The following is a 14,343-nucleotide window of genomic DNA, read 5'->3' on the forward strand; positions in this document are numbered from 1 at the left end:
GACCGAGACGAGAAAGGAGAACGCTGGTGGGCACGACCACGACCAAGAACGCCCAACGTCCTGCTGTCGATTGGTCCCTTCAACCGCGGGGCGCCGTCTCGGCGACCGTGCAGGGCACGCTGGCCCTGGCCGCCGCCGCGACCGTCGGCCACGCCGCCGGGCTGTCGCCGCTGTGGGGTGGGGTGGCCACCGCTGCCGGGGCGCTGGGCACGGTCCTGGTCAGTGCCCACCACAACCACGGCCCAAGCGCTTTGCTGTACCGGCTGGGCTGCTGGATCGGGGCCGGGTCCTGGTGGACCTACACCCTCATCACCACCCCCTGGACCCAAGGCGCCTGGGCCTCACTCGGTGTCGGTGCCCTGGTCGCCGGGATGACCGCCTCCATCGGCCGGGCGGCCCCCCGCCCGGCCTCCGGCCGCCCCTCCTCCGCGCTGGTGCTGCGCTCCACGGCCCGGTTGGGCATCGAGTGGGAGGAACGCATTCGCCGGATCTGCCGGGTGGCGGTCACCGTGACCGACGTGACCACCTGGCCCAACGGCGCCGGATACGACGTGTTCCTGACCCTGCCGCCCAGCGGCGCCACCAGGAATGACCTGGCCAGCCGCGCCGAGTCCCTGGCCACCTCCGCTGACCTGCCCGAAGGGTGCAGCGTCGAAGTCCTCGGGGTGGAAGGTCAGGGCCGGTCCCGGGTGGTGCTTCGGGTCTCGACCGTCAACCGGCTGGGCCAGACGGTCGGCTACCCGGCCGACTACAGCCCCCGCTCGATCCTCGACCCGATCGTGTTGGGTGAGTACTCCAACAGCGACCCGGCCGGGGTCGAGGTGCGTGAGGAGGCCGGGCTGATCGCTGGAAAGCGCGGGTCGGGTAAGACGACCCTGCTGCAAGACGTCTCGGTGGCGCTGGGCCGCTGCCGCGACAACCTGGTCTGGCACCTCGACCTCAACGGCGGTGGGTTGACCCAGCCGTGGGTGGACGTGTGGCTCGATGGTCGGGTGCGGCGGTGCCCGATCGACTGGGCCGCACCGAACCTGGCCGAGGGAAAGGTCATGCTGGCCGCCGGGATCGAGATCGCCAAGCACCGCAAGGCCAGTTACCGGAAGCTCAAGCGGCAGCACAACACGAACCTGCTGCCGGTCAGTGCTGACCTGCCTCAGATCACGATCGTCATCGACGAGGGCGCCCAGGCCGTCGGCGACCGGGACCTGTGCAAGCTGATCGAGGAACTCCAGAACATCGGCCGCAACGAAGCGGTCAACATCATCCTGTCTTCCCTGCGGCCGACCGGCGACCTGGTGCCGGTCAACATGCGCAAGCAGTCCGGGGTCCGTATCCAGATGTATGGGCCTGACCAGGAAGAACTCAGCCACATGTTCGGCTGGACGACCGGCGGCAAACTCAGCTTGGAACAACTCGCGGGCAAGGGAACCGGCTTCCTGTCCTTCGACGGCTCGACCCCACGACCGTTCCGGGCCTACAACGTGCTGCCCGCCCAGATCGAAGAGGCGGCGCTGGCCGTGGCCGACATCCGCCCGGACTTGGACGTCGCGTCCGCTCAGGCCGCCGGACCGGCCTATGCCGCCCGCTACGACCGGATGCGCCGCGTCTTCACCGACCGCGCCAACAACACCGACCACGACGAGGAGGTCCCGAACCTGCCCGCCGTCCCGGCCGCAGGCGCCGTCGAGCGCCCGGCCGGACGTCACCTGACCATGCTGCCCGGCGGGGCCGACGCCAGCACCTGGGCCGACCCCCTGACCCTGATCCAGCGCCGCCCGGCCCCCGCCTCGATGGCGGACGCCGCCAACTGGCCCGACCCACGCCGCCCGCTGCGCGCCGAGCAGATCCACCCCGTCGGCCCCGGCAACGGAACCCAGGCCGCCCCGGAGAACGCCGCGCCGATCCCGGAAATCATCCGGCGCGCCCTGGGCGTGTTCGCCGCCGCCGACGCCGAACGGCTGCACTCGGCCGAACTCGCCACCGCTCTCGGCCTGACCCAGACCGACCTGGCCGACGCGCTGCGCCCCTACGGCATCACCCCCCTCACTCAGCCGTTCAAGCGGTTCGGTGAGCGGGGCCGCGGCTACGCCCTGGAGGACTTCCAGGCCGCCGCGGGGGGTCACACCCCCGGGTCACACCCGGGGGTCACAGGGGGGTCACACCCCCTGTGACCCGCACACCCCCGGGTGTGACCCCCCTGTGCACCCCCTGAGCAGCGAAAACGTGGGGTGTGACCCCCTGTGCGGGTCACACCCCACCCCCTCCCTGAGCCCTGAAACGGCCCCAGACCCCCCTTTCCCGTGAGGGGGTCACAGGGGGTCACACCCACCTGTCCGCACGCCCGCCGAAGGTCGTGGTCCGCATGCCCAAAGCCGTCTTACTGTCCCTGCTCGCTCTCACTGCCGTCACCGTCTTCCACCTGACGACGTTCGTCCTTCTGCTCGTGCCGGTGCTGACCGCCGCCCTCGTCGGTTACCGGCGGCTGCTGGCCCGACGGCCGTATGCCACCTGCCGCCCCTGCCGTGGCACCGGCTACCGCCGAAGCGCTCTTCTTTACCGCTCCAACGGCCGATGCCCCGACTGCACCGGCATCGGCGAACGCGCCCGCCCCGGCGCCCGCCTCCTCAACATCCACTGACCCGACAGGAGACCCGTGAAGATCCGCCTCATTGGCCTGCCCGACGAGACCGCCCAGGCCGTAGACCTTCTCACCCAGACCTTCGACGTGATCGAGGTGTCCGCGCCGTACCCGATGCGAGGCACCAGCCGTCAGGTCCGCGTCTATCTGGAGGTCCGGCTTCCGTGACGCTCCCATCGTCTGACCGGCTGCGCTACGCGCTGGCCGCTGCCGCCCGTGGCTGGCACGTCTTCCCCCTTGCCGTCCACGACAAGCCCCCCGCCAAGGGCTTCACCGACTGGGAGGCCAACGCCACCACTGACCCCGGCCTAATCCGGCGGTGGTGGTCGCGAACGCCGTGGAACGTCGGCATCGCGTGCGGCCCGTCCGGTCTGGTCGTCGTTGACCTCGACACCCCCAAACCCGGGAAGGAGGGGCTTCGCCCCCCAGCCCCTTGGGACCTGCCGGGGGTGACCGAGGGCGCCGATGTGCTGGCCCTCATCTTCGAACGCGCTGGAGAACCCCTGCCGTTCGAGACGTTCACCGTCCGCACCCGCAGAGGCGGAACCCACCTGTACTACACCGCCCCCGACGGGGCACGGCTGGGCAACACCGAGGGCGACAAAGGCAACGGACTGGGGTGGCTGATCGACACCCGCGGCCACGGCGGCTATGTCGTCGGCCCCGGCAGCTACGTGGACCTGCCGGACGGCACCGGCCCCTATGAGGTGCTGTACAACGCGCCCCCGGCCCCTCTTCCCCCCCTAATGTTCAAGCAGCTTGTTCCTCCGCCCCGGACGGCGCCCAAGCCGGTACACCTGGCCCTGCCCGACACCCGGCGCGGCGCCTACCTGCGCGCGGTACTCACCCGCGAACTGGAGCAGGTGGCCAACGCCCAAGAGGGCCAGCGCAACTGGACGTTGTACATGGCCGCAACCGCCCTGGGCCAACTCGTCGCCGGTGGCGCGCTCGCCGAGAGCGAGGTCACAACCCTGCTTGAACATGAGGGGGTCGGCATCGGGCTGAGCACCGGCGAAACCCGCCTCACCGTCGCCTCTGGCCTCAAGAACGGTGCCCGCCGACCCCGGACGATCGCCGCATGACCACCACCCCGACCCACACCGGAGGAGACCCGATGCCCGAACCCATCACCAGCGGCGCCGACCTGCTCGACCGGCTGCGCGCCGCCCTCACCCGGTACGTCATCCTGCCGACCGAGGAGGCCGCCGACGCGGTCACCCTGTGGATCGCCGCCACCCACGCCCAGCCCGCATGGGCACACGCCCCCCGCCTCGTGATCCGCGCCCCCGAGAAGCGGTGCGGCAAGTCGAGGCTGCTCGACGTGGTCGAGGCCACCTGCCACGAGCCGTTCATCACCGTCAACAGCAGCAGTGCCGCCGTCTACCGCAGCATCTCCGACGACCCGCCCACCATGCTCGTCGATGAAGCCGACACGATCTTCGGCCCCAAGGCTGACGGGAACGAGGACCTGCGCGGGCTGCTCAACGCGGGCCACCAGAGGAACCGCCCGGCCAAGCGGTACGACGCCGCGACCAACCGCGTCGAGTCGATCCCCACGTTCGCCATGGCCGCACTCGCCGGGATCGGCGCCATGCCCGACACGATCGAAGACCGCGCCGTCGTCGTCCGCATGCGTCGGCGTAGCCCGGGGGAGACGGTGTCGCCCTACCGGCACCGGCGCGACCGGCCGCCGCTGCGCCAGTTGGCCGCCGACCTGTCCACGTGGCTGCGCGCCGACCTGGCCACCCTGGAAGCCGCCGAACCCGCCATGCCGGTCGAGGACCGGGCCGCCGACACCTGGGAACCCCTCGTCGCCGTCGCCGACCACGCCGGGGGCAACTGGCCCGACCGCGCCCGCGCCGCGGTGCTGGCCCTGACCGCCGAAGCCGACGACGCGGGCCAGCCCTCCCCGCGAGTCCGGCTGCTGACCGACTGCCGCGCGGCTTTCGGTGGGGCTCCCGCCCTGTCCACTGCGGTGCTGCTGGACCGTCTCAAGGCCGATCCGGAAGCCCCGTGGGCCACGGTCGGCCCGGCCGGGCTGACCGCGATGAGGCTGGGGGCGATCCTGCGCGAGTACGACATCAGATCGGCCAACATCCGCTTCCCTGACGGCACCCAGGCCAAGGGGTACAACCGCATCGATTTCGCCGATGCCTGGTCGCGCTACTGCCCCGGCGTCGAGGCTCCCGAGCCGCCTTCGGAGGGGGACGTGTTGCCCTTCCCGGGGGGTAGCCGTCCCAGCCGTCCCAGCATCATCAGTGCAGGTCAGGCTGGGACGGCTCCGATTCCTGGGACGGCTTAGCCGTCCCACGTCAGATCCCGTGGGACGGCTTGAGCCGTCCCACGCCGCAAGCCGTCCCAGGCTTGACCTGCGGAAATGAGGCTGGGACGGCTGGGACGGCTACCCCCCTCAAAAGTGACCGGAGACCCCCGCGGCTTCCTCGACCACGGACCCGGAAGGACACGCCCCATGCCCAGGGCCAGCGCCAAAAAGATCACCATTGACTACATCTGCGAAGACCTCGGCATCAGCCGGTCCACCTTCTACGACTGGCGAGCCAAAGGCCGCGCCCCCAAGTGCACCAAGCTCCCCAACGGAGCGTTGCGCGTCTACCTGACCGACTACGAGAACTGGCTCGCTGACCGAGAGGACGCCGCTTGATAAACACCACCTACGACGTGCGCGTATGGCGCGTCCTCACGAACAAGAACAAGGGTGGGAACACCTACACCGTCCGATGGATCACCGCCGAGAAGCCGTGGCGAGAAACGTTCACCACGCGAGCGCTCGCCGAGAGCTTCCGCGCCGAGCTGCTCACCGCGATTCGGCAGGGCAAGGCGTTCGACCTGGCTACAGGGCGACCCGCCGAGTACGCCGGACAGCGTGGCCAGTCGGTCACCTGGTGGGCGCTGATGTGTGAGTACGTTGACCACCGCTGGGACGACGCGGCCCCGAACACGCGCCGCTCGATCGCTGATGCTCTGGCCACCGCCACGCTTTCCCTGGTCGCTTCCGGGGCCGGGAAGCCATCCAAGACGGACATTCGCCGGGCCGTGTCCAAGTGGGCCGCGCACAAGCCGCGCCGTACCGCCGGGGAGATGCCAAAGGACATCGCCCGCGCCGTCGCGTGGCTGGAGAAGAACACGGTTCCCGTGGCCGCCCTAGCCGATGAGGCCGTGATCCTGGGAACGCTGAAAGGCATTTCCCGGACCCTGACAGGAAAGACCGCCTCGGGAACCACCATCGCCCGTAAGCGTGCGGTGTTCTACAACGTGCTGGATTACGCGGTGAGCCCGGCCAAGCTGCTGAGCAGCAACCCACTGATCAGTGTGAAGTGGAAGAGACCGAAGATCGCCGAGGAGATCTCTCCCCGCCGTGTGGTTAATCCGCAGCAGGCCGAAGCGCTGTTGACCGCGGCCGGGAAGACCATGGACCAGCTGACTGCGTTCTTCGCCGCCATGTACTACGCGGCCCTGCGCCCTGCGGAAGCCGTGGGCCTCACCCTCGACGAGATCGACCTCCCAGCCCCTGGGCACGGCGATGAATGGGGGTGGTTCCTGCTGGGCGATTCCGCCCCAGCCGTGGGGGCCGACTGGACGGGAAACGGCCAGCGCCGAGAGTCGCGAGAACTCAAGCACCGGGCACGCAACGCCGTACGGCCGGTGCCGATTCCGCCGCCCCTGGTCGCCATCCTCCGGAACCACATCGCCAAGCACGGCGTGAGCCCGGATGGTCATCTGTTCGTCGGTGAGCGAGGCGGTCCGCTGTCCGAGAGCGTCTACGGTCGTGTCTGGCAGAAGGCTCGTACGGCTGCGCTGGGTGAGGCAGAGGCCGCCTCTCCGCTCGCTGAACGGCCGTACGATCTGCGGCACGCTTGCGTGTCCACGTGGCTCAATGCCGGGGTACCCGCCACCCAGGTCGCCGAGTGGGCGGGGCACAGTGTGAACGTGCTTCTGCGGGTCTACGCCAAGTGCATCGTGGGTCAGGATGCGACCGCTCGGAAGCTCATCAGTGCGGCGCTGAAAGCGTCTCATTCCGCCGACTGACGCCGACGCGCATACGACGCGAGCACCCGTAGAAGGCCGTTGACGACCGTGGACAGCCGGACATAAACGAAAGAGCCCCTGACCGGCATCTCTGCTGGTCAGGGGCTCTTTTCGCTGCTGGTGGCAGGTGCAGGACTTGAACCTGCGTAGGCTGAGCCGACGGTTTTACAGACCGCTCCCTTTGACCACTCGGGCAACCTGCCTTGTCTTCCGCCTGCGGCGGCGACAGGAAGAAGAATAGCGGACTTCCGGGTGTGACGTGACATCGGCGGAGACTGCCTACCGAAAGCCCGCCGTACCAGGACTTTTGCCGCCTGTGCTGCAGGGGTAGCGGCTGGGAACGAAGGGGATGACCGTTCACGCGGGGAACCGGGCCCGGCGGTTTTCGACACCGTTGTCGTGGTGTTGGTGGTCACGTTCATCATGAGCCGACAGGTGAGGCGCTAGGGTCGGCAGGAGAGCTAGAGAGGACAGTCGACGCATGGCCGACAGCAGTTTTGACATCGTCAGCAAGATCGACCACCAGGAGGCCGACAACGCGCTGAACCAGACGGTCAAGGAGGTCGGGCACCGGTTTGACTTCAAGGGCACCGGCGCGACCATCGCTTGGTCGGGCGGGCAGAAAGCCATCGAGATCAAGGCCAACAGCGAGGAGCGCGCCAACGCCGTCCTTGATGTGTTCAAGGACAAGTTGATCAAGCGAGGGCTCTCCCTCAAGATCCTGGACGCCGGTGAGCCGAAGCTGTCCGGCAAGGAGTACCGGCTCGTGGTCACCCTCAAGGAGGGCATCGACCAGGAGTACGCCAAGAAGATCTCGAAGATCATCCGGGATGAGGGCCCCAAGGGCGTCAAGGCCCAGATCCAGGGTGACGAACTGCGGGTGAGTTCCAAGAAGAGGGACGAGCTCCAGGAGGTCATCGCCCTCCTCAAGGGCAAGGACCTGGAGATCGCGCTGCAGTTCACGAACTACCGATAGCGCCAACGGGTATGCCAGGGGCACACGGCCGAAGGCCTGTGCCCTGACCCGACGGAGTCTCCGACCCGGCAGAACTCCGGCCCGACGGAGCCCCGCTTCGGCAAGCTCCCGGTCCGGCGGACCAGGACGCGCCCATCTGGACCGGTGTACGGCCTCAGCCGCGGGAGATGGTGGCGCAGCCTCCGCGCATTTCCTCCGGAAAGAAACCCGGCACGCCCGAAGAGAGGCCGCCGCGCCCTAAAGAGGTCTGGTGTGCGCCCACGACGACGCGAGGCCCTCGTACGGCGTCCTGCGCCCCTCCGCGCGACGGTGGCCGTGTGCGTTCCCGGGAGGAAACGCCCGACGAGAAGCCTGGCGTGCGTCCACGGCGACGTGGCCCGAAGTGGAAGCCTCCGTACGGCGCCCCGTCCTCCCCACGACGGCGGCCGTGTTCATGTGACGCCGGCCCCCGAAGATTGACGGCTCCATGCGGCATCACGGGTCTTCTGGTCAGGTGCCGAGGGGGTGGCCCGTCGTGGCGTCGATGTGGGCGGGGATCTCGGTTGGCCGGTCACCGACCGACGAGGTTCCGGTCGGCTCGAACATGAGGATCGCGGCGCCGGTGGGTGCCGACGGCCTGTGCTCCGTGCCACGGGGGACGGTGAACACCGAGCCGCGCGGGAGCCGTACCGTGCGTTCTCCGGCGGGTTCGCGCAGGCCGATGGTCAGTTCCCCGTCGAGCACCAGGAAGAACTCGTCGGTTTCCTGGTGGACGTGCCAGATGTGCTCGCCTTCTACCTTGGCGATCCGGACGTCGTAGTCGTTGACGTGCGTGACGACGCGAGGGCTCCAGAGGGCGTCGAACGAGGTCAGGGCCTCGTCGAGGGCGATGGGTTCGTTGCTCACAGATGAATCCTGGCCCACCGGTACGGCCGGGGCGAGTGCTAGGAATAGCACATGGCGCAAGAATCCTCGCACGTAGAGCAGCCAGTACGCACCACCCGCGAAGCGCGCGCGGACCACGTGGCGCGCATAGACCGGGTGGCGCACGCAGTTCCCGAAGTGCGCACGGAACAGGCGGTGCGCACAGCTCACGAAGCGCATGCGGAACAGTCGGTGCACGCAACCCACGAAGCGCATGCGGAACGAACAGCGTGCCCAGAACAGACGATGCCCGCAGCCCCTGAAGCGCGTACGGAACAGGCGGTGCTCGCGGTCCGCGAAGCGCATGCGGAGCAGGGGAAAGGACGAGCGGCGGGTGCGAAGGAGGCGCCGCACCGGGTTGTCGTGATCGTGGACGAGAACTCCAACCCGTTCGAGCTGGGGTGCGCGACCGAGGTCTTCGGTCTGCGCAGGCCGGAGCTTGGGCGTGACCTCTACGATTTTCGGCTGTGCTCGCCGGAGCCGCGTACCCCGATGCGGGACGGTTTCTTCACTCTCACGGGCGTCGCGGGCCTTGAGGCGGCCGAGACGGCGGACACGTTGATCGTCCCCAACCGTCCCGACGTGGAGGTTCCCCGGCGGCCCGCCGTACTCGCGGCCATTCGGCGGGCGCACGCGCGGGGCGCCCGGCTGGTCGGGTTCTGCAGTGGTGCCTTCACCCTGGCCGAGGCCGGGGTCCTTGACGGGCGACGGGCCACGGCGCACTGGCAGTGGGCACACTCCTTCCGGTCCCGTTTCCCGTCGGTACGGTTGGAGACGGACGTGTTGTTCGTGGACGACGGCGACATCCTGACCGCCGCGGGAAGTTCGGCGGCGCTCGATCTCGGTCTGCACATCGTCCGGCTCGACCATGGCGCGGAGGTCGCCAACGCCGTGAGCAGGCGGCTCGTCTTCGCCGCGCACCGCGACGGTGGGCAGCGGCAGTTCGTGGAACGGCCGGTTCCCGACGTACCGGACGAGTCCCTGGCGCCCCTCCTGGCCTGGGCGCAGGAACGGCTGGACACCACGCTCACGGTTTCCGACCTGGCGGCGCGGGTCTCGGTCAGTCAGGCGACGCTGCACCGCCGTTTCCGGGCGCAGCTGGGCACCACTCCACTGGCCTGGCTCACCGGGGAACGGCTCGACGTGGCATGCCGGATGATCGAGCGTGGCGAGTCGCGCTTCGAGGTGGTCGCGCGGCGCAGCGGGCTGGGAACCGCCGCCAACCTGCGCGCGCTGATGCGCCGCAGGATCGGGCTCACCCCGCTGGAGTACCGCAACCGGTGGTGTGGCTCATCCGTGACAGAACCTTTCGCCCGGGGGAGGCATCTACCTCGGTGACGAAAGGAAGACGGGATGTCCTCGATCCGCGGCCTGGCCGTACTCGCGCTCGGCACCGTGACAGCCACCGTGGTGGCCATGACCATGACCGTTTCCCCGGCGGAGGCCGGGACGGACGACCTGGTCCGGTACGCGTGGATCAAGAGCTGCGCCAAGGGAGACCATACGGTCCCCTGTGGGAAGTGGACGTTGACGCTGCGCAGCGGCAGGACCGTCAGGCTCGACGACGCGCGGGTCAACCCCCGACGGGCCAACGGCACCGTGGACAAGGACGCGGGCACGACCTTCGCGGTCAGCGGTGACGGCCGGGTCGTGAACTACCTCAGGGGGGACGTCCTCGTCGTTCGTGACGTCACCAGTGGAAAGGTCGTCCCGCTGCCGGGAAGGGCCGCGACCCTGCCCAAGGGGCTCGACCAGGCCAGCGTGGACACCACGCTCTCCGAGGACGGATCGGCCGTCGTGGTCGACTACCTCGACGACGACGAGCGGCTGCCGTCCCTGCTCGTCGACCGTGAGAGCGGGAAGATCGCCACGCTTCCCTCGAAGATCAACGTGATGGGCTTCAGCCCGGACGGACGGCACGTGCTCACCAGCCGTTACACCGACGACAGCACCACCGAGTTCGTGGTCTTCGACGGTGAAGGGCGGGTGACGGCCAGCCGGGTCGTGCCGCAGATCGTGGCCAACAACTCCCCGGTCGCGCTGGCGAACGACGGCACCACGACGGCGTTCGTCGTCACCGGGGCGATGACGAAGAAGGCTCGGCTGCACACCTACAGCCTGACGTCGGACGCGGTCTCGGCGGCGGTCCGGCTCGGTGTCTCGGTCAACGACGGCGCGCAGCGGCTCTCCTGGAACCCGGCGGGCACGCTGACGCTCTGGACGAGCTTCAGCGAGGCCCATGGCGGACAGGTCACCTCGGCGGCGAAGCGTACGGTGAACGCGAGGACCGGCACCGTCCACACGGTGGACTCCTTCCCGATCAAGAACGCCCCGTGGAGCTGGTGGCTGCCCGGCGAGTGACCCAATGCCGGCCGGTGTCCCATGACTCGGCCGGTGACCAAGGCTCGACGAGCGGCCCAAGGCCCAACAGGTGATTCAAGACTCAGCTGACGCCCCGAGGCTTCGGCCGGCGACCTGAGACCCGGCCGATGACCCGGTCTCAGCTGATGGCCCAAAGCCCAACCGACGACCTGAGACCCGGCCGGTGGCAGGACTCCACGCCCGACGAGCGTCCCAAGACTCGGCCGGTGGTCGAGGCTCCGCCGATGGCCCAGGGTTTCGACAGTCGACCTGGAACCCGGCCGGGGACCCGGAACCCGGCGGGTGCCCTAAAGCTCGGCGGGGTGGGAGGACATATCTTCTCTTCATGGGGAAAGTCCATGAAAAGCTCAGCGACCGGTTGCGTGCGTTCATCGAGGCGCAGCCGGTCTACTTCGTCGCCACCGCTCCCGAGCAGGGTGGTCATGTCAACGTCTCCCCCAAGGGATACGCCGACACGTTCTCCGTGATCGACGACACCACCGTGGCCTACCTCGACCTGGACGGCAGCGGTGTGGAGACCATCGCCCACCTCCGTCAGAACGGGCGCATCACGATCATGTTCTGCGCCTTCTCCGGTCCTCCGAACATCCTTCGTCTGTACGGCACCGGCCGGGTCGTCACCCCCGGCGACGCCGAGTTTTCCGGACTGCTCACGAGGTTCGGGTCGCATCCGGGTGTCCGGTCGATCATCGTCGTCGACTGTGAGCGGATCGCCGACTCCTGTGGTTTCTCGGTGCCTTTCATGTCGTTCGACAAGGACCGGACGCTGCTCGACGAGTGGGCGGAGCGCAAGGACGTGCAACAGCGGCGGACCTACCGGGCGAAGAACAACCGGGAGAGCATCGACGGCATCTCCGGCCTGGCCCCCGAGGAGACGGACCCGGTCACCCAGCACTCCTGACCGGTGCGCCGCGAGCCGTACGGCCGTAATTCATATAGATGACCGGTCACGTTCAGTGGCGTGGACGACCGTTGTGGTCATGAAGCGTTACACCCTCATCCATCTCACCGACGTCCACGCCGTCGCCGACGGTCTGCTCCACGGCCGCGTCGACTCGACCGCGGCGTTCAGGAACGCGCTGGACACCGTGGTCGCCGCGGGGCAGCCCGTGGACGCGATCATCCTGTCCGGCGACATCGCCGACCAGGGGGACGAGCCCTCCTACCGCCTGGTCGCGCGGGCGCTGGAGAAGGCCGCCGGTGAGCTCGGCGCGGCCGTCGTGGTCGCGATGGGCAACCACGACGAGCGGGGCGCCTTCCGTTCGGCACTCGTCGGTGACCAGGCGGATGGCCAGGTCGGCGACCAGGCGGGGGGCCGAGAAGGCGACCAGGCAGGTGGTCAGGTGGGCGGTGAGCCGTACGACGTGGTGACCTGGGTCGGCGGGTTGCGGATCGTGACGCTGGACAGCACCGTGCCCGGTGAGCACCACGGCGAACTGTCCGCCGACCAGCTGGAGTGGCTGGCCTCGGTGCTGGCCGAGCCCGCGCCCGACGGGAGCGTGCTGGTGCTGCACCATCCGCCCATCCCCAGTGTGCTGCCGCTGATGGACGGGATCGGCCTGCGCGAGCCGGAGAGGCTGGCGCGGACACTGGCCGGTTCCGACGTACGGATCGTCCTCGCCGGGCACACGCACAGCGCGTCCGCGGGCACGCTGGCGGGCATCCCCGTCTGGGTCGGTCCCGGTGGCGCCTACGCCGCCGACACCATGGCGCCCGCGGGAAAGACCAGGGGCATACCGTCACAGGCCTTCAGCCGGGTGGACGTCACCGAAGACGGCGTGATCACCACGGTCGTCCCGATGACGTCGGCTCCCCCGGTCTACGAGCTGGACACCGAGGTGCTGCTCAGTCACCTGGCCGGTCATAGCGGGTGACGAAGGAGACCAGGTCGGCCCGGCAGCGCCGTTCGACGTGGCACAGGGGCTCGTCGCCGTGCATGACGAGCCCCTCACGCACCAGTACGGCGGCGCCCGCGTCGAGCGCGAGGGCGGACTGGTCGGCGAGGTCGGCGAGATCCGCCGAGATCGCGTGCCAGGTGTAGCGGTAGGAGACCCCACCGGCCTCCAGAGAGCCGAGCACGCCGAGTTCGGGGTCGCAGAGCAGGTCGGCGCGCTCCGGGTGGAGCCGGTAGCGGCTCAGCACACACGGCGCCCCCTCGGACCTGAGCAGGGTGGTGATCTCGTAGACCTCCTCGCCCGCGACCCTCAGGTGGCGCGCCCCCGCCGGATGCTCGACGAGCCCCCGGCCGAGGATTTCCTCTCCCCCGGCGAAGACCGTCGCCAGCCCCTCCAGGTCGGCCCGCCGGTGCCTGCGGGTCACCGGGTCGATCGACACCTCGATCCGGCGCGGGACACGCCTGACGAAACTCCCCAGACCATGCCGTGTCTCGACCAGCCCGGCCCTGCGCAGCTCGACCATGGCCTGCCTGGCGGTGAGCCGGTGCACGCCGAACCGCTCGGCGAGCGCGTCCTCGGTCGGCAACCGCTCACCGGGGGGCAGCTCACCGGACTCGATGCGCCGCCCGAGCTCACGGGCGATCGCGCGGTAGCGGGCTTCTCTGGACATCTGGACAACTGTACGGCTCCCGCCTTCCCGGCCCTGCCGATGATCCAGGGATTGCCCGGCCGTTCATCGCGAATCCATCTTTTCGCCGCGTTCACGCAGGTCAGCCAGTCATATATATGACTCATGCCGCTCTTGAACCTCCGTGACGTCGCCGAAGGCGCCGGAACTCCTGTCCGCTCCGGGATGCTGCTGCGCTCGGCGCAACCCCACCGGCTGACCACCGCCGACACCGGCCGGCTGGCGGACCTGCTCGGCGGGCCGCTCGAAGGGCTACGGCTCGTCGCGGACCTGCGAAGCGAGGCCGAACGCGCCGGGGACGACTGGGCCCCGCTGACCGACCTCGGTGTCAGGGTCACCCGCCTCGGCGCCTCGGGATCCCCCGCCGACCTGTCCGCCCTTCCGCCGGGAATCGACCTCGGCGACCTCTATGTGCTGATGCTCGACCACCGCACCGCCTGGTTCGCCTCCGTCGTGGCGGAGATCGCCGACGGGCTGCCCGCCCTGGTGCACTGCGCGGCGGGCAAGGACCGCACCGGCCTGGTCGTCGCCCTGATCCTCGACCTGGTGGGGGTGGATCACGAGGCGATCGTCCGCGACTACGCCGCGACCGCGACGCACCTCCCCCAGATCATGACGATGCTCGGCCTGACCACCCCGTCCCCGGCTGCTTCGGTCGTGGGGGCCGTGTCCGGGTTGCTCGACGCCCCCGAGGCCGCCATCCGTACCTTCCTGACCGCTCTCGACGCCCGCGGGGGCGCCGAACGGCTGCTCACCGCCCACGGTCTGACCGAGGGTCACGTCCAGCGGCTGCGCGCCGCCCTCGTCGGCTGACCGG

Annotated in this window: 15 protein-coding genes and 1 tRNA gene; 13 read left to right on the top strand and 3 right to left on the bottom strand. The window is 69.4% G+C overall.

Going from position 1 to position 14,343, the window contains the following annotated elements; genetic code table 11:
• Positions 1–26: 26 nt before the first annotated feature.
• The 7 genes from ACFYY8_RS11865 (at position 27) to ACFYY8_RS11895 (ending at position 6,682) form a co-directional block, all read left to right on the top strand.
• Positions 27–2,168: a hypothetical protein gene (locus ACFYY8_RS11865; protein ID WP_390039796.1), complete on the top strand. Its 2,142-nt coding sequence runs from the start codon at positions 27–29 to the stop codon at positions 2,166–2,168.
• A gap of 191 nt (positions 2,169–2,359) precedes the next feature.
• Positions 2,360–2,635, top strand: coding sequence for a hypothetical protein (locus ACFYY8_RS11870; protein WP_390039797.1), 276 nt, complete (start codon positions 2,360–2,362; stop codon positions 2,633–2,635).
• Positions 2,636–2,650: 15 nt separating this feature from the next.
• A complete protein-coding gene (locus ACFYY8_RS11875) occupies positions 2,651–2,803 on the top strand; it encodes a hypothetical protein (protein ID WP_390039799.1) in 153 nt (50 codons plus the stop codon).
• Complete coding sequence (locus ACFYY8_RS11880; RefSeq protein WP_390039801.1) at positions 2,800–3,717, top strand: bifunctional DNA primase/polymerase; 918 nt, start codon at positions 2,800–2,802, stop codon at positions 3,715–3,717. Before ACFYY8_RS11875 ends, ACFYY8_RS11880 begins: the two co-directional genes overlap by 4 nt.
• Positions 3,714–4,937: a DUF3631 domain-containing protein gene (locus ACFYY8_RS11885; protein WP_390039803.1), complete on the top strand. Its 1,224-nt coding sequence runs from the start codon at positions 3,714–3,716 to the stop codon at positions 4,935–4,937. Before ACFYY8_RS11880 ends, ACFYY8_RS11885 begins: the two co-directional genes overlap by 4 nt.
• A gap of 114 nt (positions 4,938–5,051) precedes the next feature.
• Positions 5,052–5,297 (top strand): helix-turn-helix transcriptional regulator, encoded by a 246-nt coding sequence (locus ACFYY8_RS11890; RefSeq protein WP_390039805.1) that lies wholly within the window; start codon positions 5,052–5,054, stop codon positions 5,295–5,297.
• Positions 5,294–6,682, top strand: a complete 1,389-nt coding sequence (locus ACFYY8_RS11895; protein WP_390039807.1) for a tyrosine-type recombinase/integrase — start codon at positions 5,294–5,296, stop codon at positions 6,680–6,682. The genes ACFYY8_RS11890 and ACFYY8_RS11895 overlap by 4 nt, the downstream gene beginning before the upstream one ends.
• A 118-nt stretch (positions 6,683–6,800) precedes the next feature.
• On the opposite strand, the gene ACFYY8_RS11900 is transcribed toward ACFYY8_RS11895, so the two are convergent.
• Positions 6,801–6,885 (bottom strand) — tRNA-Tyr (locus tag ACFYY8_RS11900).
• 278 nt (positions 6,886–7,163) lie between these two features.
• Here ACFYY8_RS11900 and ACFYY8_RS11905 point away from each other — a divergent pair.
• Entirely contained in the window at positions 7,164–7,658 is a 495-nt protein-coding gene (locus tag ACFYY8_RS11905) for a YajQ family cyclic di-GMP-binding protein (RefSeq protein WP_352010809.1), read from the top strand.
• Positions 7,659–8,147: 489 nt separating this feature from the next.
• On the opposite strand, the gene ACFYY8_RS11910 is transcribed toward ACFYY8_RS11905, so the two are convergent.
• Complete coding sequence (locus tag ACFYY8_RS11910; protein WP_390039809.1) at positions 8,148–8,543, bottom strand: cupin domain-containing protein; 396 nt, start codon at positions 8,541–8,543, stop codon at positions 8,148–8,150.
• Between the two features lie 381 nt (positions 8,544–8,924).
• Here ACFYY8_RS11910 and ACFYY8_RS11915 point away from each other — a divergent pair, with 381 nt between their 5' ends.
• From ACFYY8_RS11915 to ACFYY8_RS11930, 4 genes are all read left to right on the top strand, one after another.
• Positions 8,925–9,899, top strand: a complete 975-nt coding sequence (locus ACFYY8_RS11915) for a GlxA family transcriptional regulator (protein ID WP_390039811.1) — start codon at positions 8,925–8,927, stop codon at positions 9,897–9,899.
• Positions 9,900–9,914: 15 nt separating this feature from the next.
• Entirely contained in the window at positions 9,915–10,922 is a 1,008-nt protein-coding gene (locus tag ACFYY8_RS11920; RefSeq protein WP_390039813.1) for a hypothetical protein, read from the top strand.
• Positions 10,923–11,268: 346 nt separating this feature from the next.
• Complete coding sequence (locus ACFYY8_RS11925; protein ID WP_390039815.1) at positions 11,269–11,844, top strand: pyridoxamine 5'-phosphate oxidase family protein; 576 nt, start codon at positions 11,269–11,271, stop codon at positions 11,842–11,844.
• Positions 11,845–11,923: 79 nt separating this feature from the next.
• Entirely contained in the window at positions 11,924–12,817 is an 894-nt protein-coding gene (locus tag ACFYY8_RS11930) for a metallophosphoesterase (RefSeq protein WP_390039817.1), read from the top strand.
• On the opposite strand, the gene ACFYY8_RS11935 is transcribed toward ACFYY8_RS11930, so the two are convergent.
• Positions 12,789–13,508 carry a GntR family transcriptional regulator gene (locus tag ACFYY8_RS11935; RefSeq protein WP_390039819.1) on the bottom strand — a complete coding sequence of 240 codons (720 nt, stop codon included), beginning with the start codon at positions 13,506–13,508 and terminating at the stop codon, positions 12,789–12,791. The genes ACFYY8_RS11930 and ACFYY8_RS11935 overlap by 29 nt on opposite strands.
• Before the next feature lie 123 nt (positions 13,509–13,631).
• Between ACFYY8_RS11935 and ACFYY8_RS11940 the strand changes: the two genes are divergently transcribed.
• Positions 13,632–14,339 carry a tyrosine-protein phosphatase gene (locus ACFYY8_RS11940; protein ID WP_390039821.1) on the top strand — a complete coding sequence of 236 codons (708 nt, stop codon included), beginning with the start codon at positions 13,632–13,634 and terminating at the stop codon, positions 14,337–14,339.
• Positions 14,340–14,343: the final 4 nt, after the last annotated feature.

This window comes from Streptosporangium sp. NPDC001559 (assembly GCF_042893955.1).
In the GTDB taxonomy this organism is placed as follows: Bacteria; Actinomycetota; Actinomycetes; order Streptosporangiales; family Streptosporangiaceae; genus Streptosporangium.